The organism is Leptospira yasudae (assembly GCF_003545925.1).
In the GTDB taxonomy this organism is placed as follows: domain Bacteria; phylum Spirochaetota; class Leptospiria; order Leptospirales; family Leptospiraceae; genus Leptospira; species Leptospira yasudae.
On record NZ_QHCU01000005.1, the window covers coordinates 121,806 to 134,201 of the forward strand.

11 protein-coding genes are annotated in these 12,396 nt (G+C 44.5%); 5 read left to right on the forward strand and 6 right to left on the reverse strand.

The window, feature by feature from the left end:
• Positions 1 to 147 precede the first annotated feature (147 nt).
• From DLM76_RS14780 to DLM76_RS14795, 4 genes are read right to left on the reverse strand one after another with little or no spacing between them, the layout of a single operon-like run.
• Positions 148 to 1,446, reverse strand: a complete 1,299-nt coding sequence (locus tag DLM76_RS14780; protein WP_118965686.1) for a CCA tRNA nucleotidyltransferase — start codon at positions 1,444 to 1,446, stop codon at positions 148 to 150.
• A complete protein-coding gene (locus tag DLM76_RS14785; RefSeq protein ID WP_241548268.1) occupies positions 1,439 to 1,792 on the reverse strand; it encodes a hypothetical protein in 354 nt (117 codons plus the stop codon). Before DLM76_RS14785 ends, DLM76_RS14780 begins: the two co-directional genes overlap by 8 nt.
• Positions 1,793 to 1,823: 31 nt before the next feature.
• Entirely contained in the window at positions 1,824 to 2,213 is a 390-nt protein-coding gene (locus tag DLM76_RS14790; protein WP_118956761.1) for a ribonuclease HI family protein, read from the reverse strand.
• Entirely contained in the window at positions 2,210 to 2,527 is a 318-nt protein-coding gene (locus tag DLM76_RS14795) for a hypothetical protein (protein WP_118956760.1), read from the reverse strand. Before DLM76_RS14795 ends, DLM76_RS14790 begins: the two co-directional genes overlap by 4 nt.
• Before the next feature lie 125 nt (positions 2,528 to 2,652).
• Here DLM76_RS14795 and DLM76_RS14800 point away from each other — a divergent pair, with 125 nt between their 5' ends.
• The 5 genes from DLM76_RS14800 to DLM76_RS14820 are packed head-to-tail and all read left to right on the forward strand — an operon-like array spanning position 2,653 to position 8,379.
• Complete coding sequence (locus tag DLM76_RS14800) at positions 2,653 to 3,420, forward strand: arginyltransferase (RefSeq protein ID WP_118965687.1); 768 nt, start codon at positions 2,653 to 2,655, stop codon at positions 3,418 to 3,420.
• A 59-nt stretch (positions 3,421 to 3,479) separates the two neighbouring features.
• Positions 3,480 to 4,208 carry an SDR family NAD(P)-dependent oxidoreductase gene (locus tag DLM76_RS14805; RefSeq protein WP_118965688.1) on the forward strand — a complete coding sequence of 243 codons (729 nt, stop codon included), beginning with the start codon at positions 3,480 to 3,482 and terminating at the stop codon, positions 4,206 to 4,208.
• 26 nt (positions 4,209 to 4,234) lie between these two features.
• Positions 4,235 to 5,740, forward strand: coding sequence for an FAD-binding oxidoreductase (locus tag DLM76_RS14810; protein ID WP_118956758.1), 1,506 nt, complete (start codon positions 4,235 to 4,237; stop codon positions 5,738 to 5,740).
• A 6-nt stretch (positions 5,741 to 5,746) separates the two neighbouring features.
• Entirely contained in the window at positions 5,747 to 7,222 is a 1,476-nt protein-coding gene (locus DLM76_RS14815) for a glycosyltransferase family 39 protein (RefSeq protein ID WP_118965689.1), read from the forward strand.
• 23 nt (positions 7,223 to 7,245) lie between these two features.
• Positions 7,246 to 8,379 carry a glycosyltransferase family 2 protein gene (locus DLM76_RS14820; RefSeq protein ID WP_118956756.1) on the forward strand — a complete coding sequence of 378 codons (1,134 nt, stop codon included), beginning with the start codon at positions 7,246 to 7,248 and terminating at the stop codon, positions 8,377 to 8,379.
• Positions 8,380 to 8,768: 389 nt separating this feature from the next.
• On the opposite strand, the gene DLM76_RS14825 is transcribed toward DLM76_RS14820, so the two are convergent.
• A complete protein-coding gene (locus tag DLM76_RS14825) occupies positions 8,769 to 10,391 on the reverse strand; it encodes an LA_3751/LA_3752 family putative glycosyltransferase (protein WP_118965690.1) in 1,623 nt (540 codons plus the stop codon).
• A gap of 6 nt (positions 10,392 to 10,397) precedes the next feature.
• Positions 10,398 to 12,392 (reverse strand): O-antigen ligase family protein, encoded by a 1,995-nt coding sequence (locus tag DLM76_RS14830; protein ID WP_118965691.1) that lies wholly within the window; start codon positions 12,390 to 12,392, stop codon positions 10,398 to 10,400.
• Positions 12,393 to 12,396 lie beyond the last annotated feature (4 nt).

Here is a 12,396-nt window from a genome sequence, read left to right on the forward strand (position 1 = left end):
ACGCTTAAAAAATGGAAATTAGCTAAAAAACGGGCATTTAACCTATAGATAGAAGGGTATAGGATGCTTATAGAATGGGAACAAGGTGAATAACGGAGTCTTTTATTGGGACAAATGTCTAAAAATTAGGCATAAAATACAGTGAATTTAACGAGGCAGAAGGGCGATCAGAGAAGATTTCGTGTTTTCGTTCGGGTTTTCCAGTACATGAGACAGAAGTTTTCCAAGGATCGATCCGATTTCTTTCGGAGGCAATTTCGGACATTCACGGAGAATATCCTCTCCACGCAATGCAAGTTCGGTGACGAGAAGGGCTTCTTCCTTTGCAATTAGGGCGAGAATGCGTTGAAGATCGAAAACATCTTTCAAAGCAGGCTCGTAAGTAGTTGCAAGATTTAGAATGTGTTCGGTCACGATCTTGAGATGTTCCCTTCCCGCATGAACGCAGATCGGATGCAGAATCGTTTTGCGGATTTCCGCGTCGCTCACGGAAGAATTCTCCCGTGGTGAAAGAAGAACGGAAAGCATCGAGGAAAAAAACAAGGAATCCTTCGTGTTCTGATTCGAATAACGAAGATCTTTCATGAATTGTTTTGCGGAAGAGCCTTCCGAAAAACTTCCGAACAACCAAGCGTGCAGAAACGAAAGTCGCAAACTCGGAGGAAATGCGGGAACTTTCGAAATCGTTTCGATCACGGTTTGGTTTTCGATCGGATAGAGTTTTACGTTCGTAAACAATTCCAAGATTTGGAATTTTCGAAAGAGGCGTAAAGAATGGCTCGGATCGTTACTCCGCAGCGTTTTGCCCAGTTCGTCGTGAACTCGTTCTCGGGAAACCTTGGCCGTGATATTTCTGCAGGAAACGATCGCCTTTGCGGTTTCTTCCTCGAGCGTAAAACCCAAACTGCTGACGAATCGAATCGCTCGGATCGGACGCAAGCCGTCTTCGGTGAATCTTCCGATCGGATCTCCGATCGTTCGTATGATTTGATCGCGTATATCTTCCAGACCGTTGTGTTCGTCCACGAGGCGTTTTTCTTCGAGGTCGAGTGCGAGCGCGTTCATCGTGAAGTCGCGCCGTTTTAGATCTTCGCTTAACGAAACTCCGAACTCCACGGTCTCGGGTCTTCTTCCATCCAGATAATCCGCGTCCTTTCGGAACGTCGTGATCTCGTAGGTTCGATCTTGAACCAGAACCGTAACGGTTCCGTGTTTGATCCCCGTGGGAACCGTCCGTTTAAACAACGTTACGATCGTTTCGGGCAATAAGGAAGTCGTTAGGTCGAATTCATCGGGAACCTTGGATAAAACCAAATCGCGCACGCTACCGCCGACCAGATAACAATCTCCGCCCGCCGATCGTATGGTTTGTGTTAGGTGAAGTATGTCTTCCCGAAAGACATCGGGAATCCGAGAAATCAATTCTCCCGCGTCGACTTCAGTCATTTTGAATCAGTTTTTTCCAGAGATTTCCGTATCGGTTGCGAAGCGTTTCGTTGTTTTGAAGAATCCTGTCGATCTTTTGTTTCCATTCGGAATCGACCGTGATTTGGCTGAACGGCAATTCCGTTTTTTCGGATAGGATTCGATCGATTCCGGCCGCCGTTTTTTCCGTCGCGAGTTCGCAGAGTTCTTTTGCGTCCGGCGTTTCCTTTTCGGATAAACAAAGCAGAAGCATTTCCTCGTATTTTTCTTCCTTTTGCAGATCGACGAGTTTGTCTTTGAGGGAGCGCCCGCAGCCGACGAAAATAAAAAGGATCAAAACGAACGGGAGAATTCTCCCGCTCCCGATGCGGAATCGATCGATTAAATCGGAAGAGCTTTTAGGATTGAAAGGCTTCGTTGGCGAGTTTGTCTGCGACTGAATTTTTTTCACGGGGAACATGCGTTATCTGGAAAGTATGCAAGGAAGAAACGAGTTTGTCCACTTCCTTTTTGTATCCGATAAGGTTGGGATGTTTTACCTTGTATCTTCCCGTGACCTGACGAACCACGAGTTCCGAATCCATGTGTGCGTGAACGGAATCGAACTTCCTGCGGATGCATTCTTCCAGACCTTTTTTTAAGGCAGTCCATTCCGCGACGTTGTTGGTCGTATCTCCGATCCGTTCGGAAATTCTGAATTCTTCCCGGTCGCCGTCGTAGGCCACGACTCCGATGGAAGAAGGGCCCGGATTTCCTTTGGAGGCCCCGTCGCAGAAGATCGTGATCAAGAATTTTTTTCCTTTCGAAAGAGGTCGATTCCGAATTGGATCGGTTTCCAGACGATCACGTAAAACAAAAGCAGACCGCCCTTTACGATTCCGCTCAAAAACGTAAGAACGAATTCCAGGGTCCAGTTCGTAACGGAATAGAACGCTTCCGGGTTGACGAGCGTAAAGACGAAGGAAACGAGCCCCAGTCCCAAAAGAACGAATTGTAAAACCGCGTTTCCGATTAAAAATGAAAGAAGACTGACGATCGTAAAAAATAAGGCTAAGCGGAGTCCTCGTTTTTTAACTTCGAAGTTCATAAAGAGTTCGTGCATCTGTAAATTCTCTGATCCTTGCACCCTAAGTTTCGTTTACGGCCATACTGAAAACAACCGCCTCTTTCGTCGAGTTTTCCCTAAAAAACTTTACGAGTCCGCCGCGATATGTCATCCTTTCCTAGATGATCCGGCAAAAACTGCAAGACTTGGTCGATTCTCTTCCGATTAGTCCGGAAAGAAGTTGTTCGTATTATCCGGATCGCCTCAGCCAGATTCAATACCTTCCGTTTCAAGGGGAGATCGCAAAGGAAGCTCTTCAGTTTTTTTTCGATTCCGGTTTTCGCAGAACCGGCAACATTCTTTATCGGGCGTCTTGCAACGGCTGCAAGGATTGTCTGAGTTATCGGATTCCTCTGGATCAATTCACTCCGAGCCGAAACCGCAAACGTCTTTTGAAAAAGAATTCCGATCTTACGATTCGGTTTGCCCCTCCGTCTCTCACCACCGATAAGGAACTTCTTTATTTGCGTTATCAAAGATTGCGCTACGAGAGTTTCGTAAGCGGAGAATCGGATCAGGAACTTCTGGAAGGAATGCGTTGGAATCTTTTCGGAACCCCGGAGAATTCTCTCGAAATGACTTTGTGGCTCGGAGAAAAACTTCTCGGCTTTATGATCTTGGATTACGCTTCGGATTCTCTCTCGGCAGTTTATTCGGTGTATGATCCGGAATATCCCGATCGAAGTCTGGGCAGCTTTGCGATTCTCTGTTCGATTTTATACGCCAAGGAATCCGGAATGAAGTTCTATCACCTGGGATATTTTCTTCCGGGTCATCCCGATATGGATTACAAAAAGTTTTGGGGACCGTCCGAGATCCGAGAACCCGATGGAACGCACTGGACCTCGTTCGAGGAATTTCAAAAAAGTCACGTGGACTTCTTCCGGTAACGGATTCCCCCTTTAAATCATACTTGTCAGTTCCGTTTCTTTTCTTAAAACGGATGAATATGGCAAAAAAAATCATCGTCGTGGGTGCATCGAGCGGTATTGGAAAAGAATTAGCTCTTCTTCTTTTGGAGCAGGGACATACGGTCACTCTCGTGGCTCGTCGCGATAAGGAACTGAAAACGATCGCGGCTCCTTACAAATCAAACGCATTCATCATCAAACACGATGTTACGAACTTCGATCAAGCGGACTCCGTTTTTCAAAAAGCGGTCAAGTCCATGAAGGGGCTCGACGAAATCTATTACGCATCCGGCATCATGTACGACATCAAACCGGAAGAGTTCGATACGGAAAAAGATATCGCCATGTTGAACACGAACCTTTTGGGTTGTGTGGCTTGGCTCAATCCCGCGGCGGCTTTGTTTCAAAAACAAAAGAGCGGAAAGATCATCGGCATTTCCTCCATCGCGGGCGATCGCGGAAGAAGAGGGAATCCGGTTTACAACACATCCAAGGCGGGAATGAACACGTATCTCGAAGCGCTTCGCAATCGTCTCGCTGTTCTCGGCGTTCAAGTTCTCACCGTAAAACCCGGGTTTATCGATACGGCGATGACGCAAGGGATGAAAGGTCTTTTCTGGCTCATCTCCGCGAAAGAAGCAGCTTCGATTATTTTGAAGGCAGCCGATTCCGGAAAAGAAAACATCTACGTTCCCGCGCGCTGGGGACTTGTCGGATTGATCATCCGTTGTATTCCTTCCTTTATCTTCCGACGTCTTTCCATTTGATCTTTCAGGATTAAAGGGGGTAACACATGGCAACCGCATCCAAAGCAAAGACTTCTTCTCCTAAGAAGAAGTCTTCCGCAAAAACTTCGAAACCATCGAAGCCGAAAAAATCGTCGATCGACATTGCGCTTCCCGCTCCGAGTAAGGTGGAAGCCTGGGGAATGAATCATCATTCGATGTCTCCCGTCGTATTTCCCGAAACGGAAGAGGACTTCCGCGATCTCTTTTCATACGCTGGTTCGAAAGGGATCAAACTTACCTTCCGCGGAGGAGGCTGCAGCTACGGAGACGCAGCGACCAACACGAAGGGAATCGTCATCAATATCTCGAAATACAATCGAATCTTGGAATTCAACGCGAAGACCGGAGTTCTCAAAGCGGAATCCGGAGTAACGATCAAACAACTCTGGGAATTCGGAATCGAAAAAGGATTTTGGCCTCCCGTCGTAAGCGGAACCATGTTTCCCACGTTAGGCGGCGCGTTATCCATGAACATTCACGGAAAGAACAACTTCGCCGTGGGGCCGATCGGGGATCATATTCTCGAGTTTACGTTCATGACGCCCGACGGAAAGGTTCTTACCTGTTCCAGAAAGAAGAATCAGGAACTGTTCTTCGGAGCGATTTCCGGCTTCGGGATGTTAGGCGCTTTTCTGACGGTTACGATTCAGATGAAACATATCTACGCCGGAAAAATGAAGGTATGGCCGGTCGTAAGCAAGAATCTGCAGGATATGTTCGACTACTTCGAGCAGGAATACAAACATTCCGATTACCTCGTGGGTTGGGTGGACGCGTTCGCATCGGGAAGTTCTCTCGGGAGAGGACAGATCCACAAAGCGGTTCATTTAAAAAAGGGAGAAGATCCCGATTTTCCGGAAAATTGTAAATTAGAAAAACAGAATTTACCCAGCACCTTTCTCGGAGTGATTCCCAAAGCTTGGATGTGGATGTTTATGCTTCCATTCTCCAACAACCTCGGCATGAGACTCGTGAACTTTGCGAAGTTCATCTCCGGTTATCTGACCAATAACAAACCGTATATGCAAGGACACGCGGAGTATGCGTTCTTATTGGATTACGTTCCGAACTGGAAGTTTATGTATAAACCCGGTTCGATGATTCAATATCAGAGTTTTATTCCCAAGGAGAACGCGGTCGACGGCTTTTCGGAAATTTTAAGAATCTGTCAGAAGAGGGGAATCATCACCTGGTTGGCGGTATTCAAAAAACATAAACCGGATCCGTTTCTTCTCACGCACGCGCTCGACGGATATTCGATGGCGATGGATTTTCCGGTTACTTCCGGAAACAAAAAAAGACTTTGGGAACTTGCGGGAGAATTGGACGAGATCGTGTTGAAATACGGCGGCAAGTTCTACTTTGCAAAGGATAGTACGCTCCGACCGGAAATCGTTCAACGTGCGTTTCCAAAAAAGAATCTCGAAACCTTTCATTCCCTCAAAAAGAAATACGATCCGAAAGGAATTTTGGAAACGGATCTGTATAGAAGGATCATGGGAATCTGGTAAAATCGTATGGGCCGATGGAACGCGTTTGTAACTTCATTTAAAAAGAAAAAGGACCTAAAAGTATTCCTCGTTCTTTTTGCTGCTGGCGTTTTTATTCGGCTTTTCCGTTTGGATCTGCAAAGTCCCTGGGAAGACGAACTTTTTTCGATCCGCGCTTCTTCGGAGACTTCGCTTAACAATCTTTGGGATTGGATGAAGAACGATCCGCACCCTCCCTTGTATCAAACCGTATTGTATTTTTGGTTTCAGCTTTTCGGTCCGACGGTTTTTGTCGGAAGATTGCTCAGCGCAATCGCGGGTTTGCTGGTTCCGCTCGCGTTTTACGCGTTCTCTCCTGCTGCTCTCAGCGGAAGAATCCGAGTGAGTGTCGCGGCTCTTTTGAGTTTATCTACGGGATTGATTTATTATTCGCAGGAACTTCGCTCTTATAGTCTTTTGATCCTGTTTTGCACGATTCAATTGACGGTTCTTTTAAAACTGGTCTATGAAGCGGATAAGAAGTCCTCTCTTACATGGAGTTTATTAGGAATTTCTTTATTAGCTTCTTATACTCATTTTTTCGGATTTATCTGGACCGCTTCGTCGTTTCTAGGAATCTTTTTGTTCGAATGGATTCTTTCCAAAAAATTTCCAAAACGAGAATTCGTTTTCGGGATAGGATTCGGGATTTTATTTCTTCCCGCTTTGTATCTTTTATTCAATTCGGATAAGATCGGGATCGCTTCTTGGATTCCGGAAGCGGGACTGACTGCGTTTCTCATCTTCTTTGATCTGATTTTTCATTCCGGAATTTTAAAGAAGTTCATACCGGGCATCGTTGCGTCCGTTGCCTTGTTTGCCGGGTTCGCCTCTTTGTATTTTCAAAGGAATCAAAACGATTCCGAGTCAGTGAGTTTAGAACCGTCCCACAAAAAAGCTTCTATTTTGCTTCTTTTGATCTTGCTGATTTTTTCCTTCGTTCTTGGAATCTTGTCCGTAATTCAGCCTTTGATCACCGCGAGGAATCTTCTGGTTACGGCTCCCGCTTTATATTTTTTGGTCGCAACGGGTTTTTCCCTTTTTCCGATCTACAAAGGAAGAAGGTTGGAATCCGTTTTAATTTTGATTTCCGTCGTATCGCTCTATTATTTCACCCGCTATTATTATAAACCGTATAAGGAACAGTGGAGAGAAAGCTCTCAGTATATCATTTCCGAAATCAAGGAACATCCAGAAGAGTTTACATTATTATGTTCTTCGCATGCGTATAACATGGAATATTTCTTAAAAACCGCGGGAATTCAAGGGATCGTTCCGAAAATCTACAGCAAGGAAGAAGCGGATCTTTTTTTAAAAGACCCGGCCCGCAAAAAACTCTTAATCCTGGAAACTTCTTGGAAATATCTCGACTCGGAACAGGTGGACGCTCTGTTTTCCCGCAAGGCGTTCGATCGAAACGATCGGTTGTTCTACGGAATGCGCGTCATCTCCATCCGCAAATAATCTAACGGAATCGTAAATCAATTATGAAGAAAAAGAATATCACTTATGTCATTCCCTGTTTGAACGAGGAAAAGACTCTTCCTCTCGTTTTGGAAAAACTCGTTCGTCTCAAGAAAGAATTGAAACAATACAACGTTGAAATTCTCGTTTCCGACAACGGAAGCGAAGATAAATCCGTTTCGATCGCAAAGAAGTTCGGCGCAAAAGTCGTTCACTGCAAGGAAAGAGGATACGGGGCAGCGCTTAACTTCGGAATCATCAACGCAAGCGGAGAGATCGTACTCTTTGCGGACGCGGATGATACGTACGACTTTCTGGAATCTCCCGCACTGCTGGCGGAAATCGAAAAGGGTGCGGAGTTCGTCATCGGATCGCGATTGGACGGAAAAATACATAAGGGTGCGATGCCGTTTTTGCACCGTTATCTGGGAACTCCGGTCATCAACTGGATTATCAATGTATTATATTCAAAAAAAGGAAATCGTGTAAAGGATGCAAACTCCGGTTTTCGCTGTTTCTTAAAAAAGAAATATCTGGAATGGGAGATCGAAAGTACGGGAATGGAATTCGCTTCCGAGATGCTGGTTAAGGCGCTGCGGAGTGGAGTGAAACTATCACACGTTCCGATCAGTCTTCATCCGGACGTTGCGGGAAGGGTTCCTCATTTGAAGACTTGGAGAGACGGGATGAGACATCTTTTGCAGATTCTCATTCATTCTCAGCAGCTTTTTTATTATACGGGCTTTGCTCTGTTTTTTACGGGATGGGCGATTACGATCGCGGGATATTTTACGGGAATCATTCAAGTGGGCCCGTTTCATATCTTCGGAATTCATTCGCTTACCGTTTCGCTTCTCGTTGCAACTCTCGGACAGACGGTCTGGGCGATCGGTTTATTCTTGGCGGCTCGTAAGATACCGGAGCTCGGTTTGTATTCCAAGCTGAATCTTCTTTCCGAAGATTTGCTTTTTTGGTACTCCGCGAGAATGATCCTTTTCGTGGTTCTTCTTTTCGCTTTTATCGTGTTCCGCTGGTGGAGAAATTCTTTCCAGGTTCTCGATTTGGAAAAGGAAATTCTAATGATCAGCTTTTTAAGCGTTCAGATTCTAAATTTAATCGGACAAACGATCACCGCTCACCTTCTGAAAAGAACATAACGAGCGATCCATAGAGAGCGAGTTAGACAAATTTTCGCGGAGCGACAGAAATTTGTCTATCAACGAAGTTGATAAATAGAGCGTTGAACCGCTTTGGGCAAATGCTTTTCAGAATCCATATTAGGAATGATTAAAGCGGAATCCATGCGGAGCGACAGAAATTTGTCTATCAACGAAGTTGATAAATAGAGCGTTGAACCGCTTTGGGCAAATGCTTTTCAGAATCCATATTAGGAATGATTAAAGCGGAATCCATGCGGAGCGACAGAAATTTGTCTATCAACGAAGTTGATAAATAGAGCGTTGAACCGCTTTGGGCATATGCTTTTCAGAATCCATATTAGGAATGGTTAAAGCGGAATCCAGGCGGAGCGACAGAAATTTGTCTATCAACGAAGTTGATAGGTTTTAAGCGTGAAATCCAAAATCTTTTTAGAATCCTTTAATTTGTAAAAACGATTCGGGTCCGTGAAACGAACCGCGATCTTTTCCTTGTATTGTTTTTCGGGAAGATTCGGGTCGCGGGGCGGTTCCAGATCGTATTCTAAAATCGAATAGGATGGAACTTGATTCTTTTTTAATATTTCTTCGAGCGCAAAGGCCTCCTTTTCGTTGATCGCCGCAAAGTGCAATGAAGTGAGATAAGAAGAACCGATCAAGTAATTCGTAAATTGTCCTTTGTGAACGATGATCTTTCGTGCTTGAAACTCGTTTTGAATTTCCGTATAGGGTGCGATCGCGCCGAATAAAATCTTAAATCCTTCTCGCGTAAACTTATAGTTATAATATAAACTCAATAAGGCGACGAGGAGTAGAGCGCTTCCGGCTTTCGGAAACTCTACGGATCTTTGATACAGAAAAACCGAAATTCCTAAAGACAAGAATAGAAAGCCCGATTCCAAATATCGCAAACCGAAATGGTGGACGCCCGCTGTGTAAGGACTTAAAAAAGCGATCGCAAAAACCGTTCCGATTCCCACCAAGCCGAAAATGGATTCTCCCGAAAGTTCTTTTTTGCGGAATAAATTGGAAAGAATTCCCAAAATCAAAATCGCATACGGAGCCGCCTTTAGAAAACCGGACTTGGTCGCGTCTCCGAAAAGATATCCTTGAAAGATCACGATTTGTTTCGAGATCGAAAACTGACTCATTGCATCGCCCGAACTGACGAGAAAGCGGATTCCCATCGGATGCCCGGAATAGAAATAATTCAAACTTCCGATCAATAAAAACGATGTTGCGGCTCCTACTATGGAAAAAGGGAGATATTCTTTCAGTTTATTTCTGGATTCTTGAGTGAAAAAGGAAAGAACGCCGAATAGGAAAACCGGAAAAGCGGACTCGGTTCTTAAAAAGAACGCGTTGACGGCTAAAAAACCGGAAAGAAAAGAGAATATTCTAAAGTTCGAATATTGATTCTTTACAGAGTCAGGGTGTAAGTCCGTAAACAGGGAGCGAAATAGGCACAGCGCAAAGAATAATAGAAGGAAATTGTTCAAAGGAACTTCGGAGAATTCCACCGCGGAAAGCACGGGAAAGCTGAGACCGAACGGAATCAAGGTAGCAAGCAAAACCGCCCAGCCGACCGGAATGAAAAGCGAAAGAATACGGTCAAAGATCAGTAAGGAACCGAGCAGAAACAAAAGCGGCAGAAACGTGACGATTTTCGTTCCGAACGCATACGCGGGAAGTCCGTTTAACAGCGCAAATACGGGAGGATACTGGAAAAGACAGCTTCGAGCTTCTTGATTCTTTAAAAAAGCCCAGGGGTAATCGAAGGGAAAAAATCGGAATTCAAGATCGTAGGTTTTACCCGGATAAATACATTCCGAATTCGTAATGCCTTGGAATCCCTTTTCGGAGAACATGATCGTTTGATAATATTTGATTTCCGAGTCGCTGGAAACGAACGGGAGTTTTTGATCCAGCTTGGATCGATTGAATCCTAAGAACAGAACAACGAGTATGTAAATGCTCGCGCGGACAAAAGGATGGGTAAGTCGGTTTAGCATATACGTTTATTCCGTAAATATGATATGAAACGGATCGGTTTTTCTACCTTCCGCCCAGTCGGTTTGAAAGTCGGACTTCGGATCTTTATTCCGCAAAACCTCCGCTCTTTCCTTTCGGCAAACGGAAGAATACGGATATTTCTGAACGCACTGATCCAAGAGAGATTCTGCTAAGTTTTGATACTTAGGATCTTTTCGCAAAACCAAGGATGCGAGAATCAGGTTTTCTTCAGAACGGATCCAAATTCGATTTTTTACGATTTCTTCGGTAGGGTAAGAAATTTTTTTTCTCTTACCGATCGTTTGTTTTTCTTTGTAGATCGAAAAGTTGTCGAGTTCGATCTCGTTTTGTGTAGAGACGATGATTAGATTTCGCAGTCTTTGTTCCCAGGTAAGCTGAAAACATAGAAAGCTCAAAAGCAAAAGACTGAGTCCATACACGATCTTAAATAACGCGGTGCCTGCCTTTAAAGTCCCCAACCGAGAACTCATTCTTACTCGAATCAAGGACATACAAAGCGTCGCGGGAATGAAGAAATGTTGTTCTCCCAAGTTGAAATCGAAGAATTCGTGAGCAGCGACAAAAACAAGAATTCCCGAAGTGAAAATTCCCAATCGTGCCGTTTCTTTGCTTTGGGAAACTAACATCCGATAGGCGACGAACGAAAGAAATCCGGCTACGCTCAGGAATATGAAAAAACCGAGAATTCCGAAACTCGTAAAGGCTTCTACATAGAGATTGTGCGCTTGAGGATAGGATCGGAACGAATGAAGAAACCGATAGAAGTCCTCGTAACCGACCATGCCGGAATGGGAACCCGGAAAATGTGCGAGCAACGAATCCGCCTCCAATCCGATTCCGAAAAAGGGAGAGTTTTTCAAAACGGATTGGAAGTGAAATTTCCAAAGCGAAAAACGAATGAACAAGGTTTCCGGGCTGAAATAGCGCGCAACGCTTTCTTCCGGCAAAAGCAAAATCAAACCGAACACGATGGAAAGAAGAATCAGCGAGGACGCGATCAAGGTTCGAAAGAAAAATCGTTTTGGACTCAATCGAAATAAAATCATGGAAAGAGCGCCTAACGTGAACGCTAATAAACTCGCTCTCGATTGATTAAAAAACGCGAGATAAAGGGAAAGAAATCCGCTCGGAAGTAAATACCAAGCGTGATTGCTGTATTGGATCGCCGTATAAAATGCGACGAGTGCTGAGAACGCTGAAATGACTCCGATTGCCGAAACCGGGAATCCGGCGTATGTTAAAAACATAGGCGGTTTCCAAAAATCGAACGGCCAAATTAGATGAACGGCTGAAAGCAGATTGATCGTATTTAGCAGAAGATTGATGCAAAGAATAACCAGCAATCCTTTCTTGAGAAAGCGACTTGGATAGGAGGAGATCAGGAAAAAAACGAGAATTCCGGACAACAAAAGGCAAAGCTGCATAAGTGCCGCTTGGGATTTGTAAGAAATCAGCGAAGAAATCGATATCAGAACGAAGAATAAAGAAACGATTCCATGCAGTTTGGAAAAAACGATTCTTCTCGGAGCCAGATAGAAAAACGAAGCGATGATGAACAGAAGAAGCGGGATCGATTTGACGCTGGAAAAAAGCGGAGTCGAACAGGCAAATGCGATTGTATGAATGAATAAGAAGATCGGATGAACGTTTTTAAAATACAAAATCAGAGTGATACAGAGCGCGGCTCCGTACAAAAGCTTTATATTGACTTTTTGCGGAAAATACACGACCGGAGCGCGGTTGATTCCGTTGATCGTGGAAAGTCCGATTAACAAAATACAGACTAACAGAAACAGAGGATGAATCCGATGATTTTTTTTCTTAAAAGAAATTCCCGCGCTGATTACCCAGACAAAAAAAGCGAATACGACCGAATCCCTAGAAAGCGCGGGATTGGAAGGATCGAAAAAAAACAGCAAAGATAGAGCGAAGGCAAGTAAGACAAGAGGTAGAATTTTAATATTGAGAACTTGGCTCATCTAA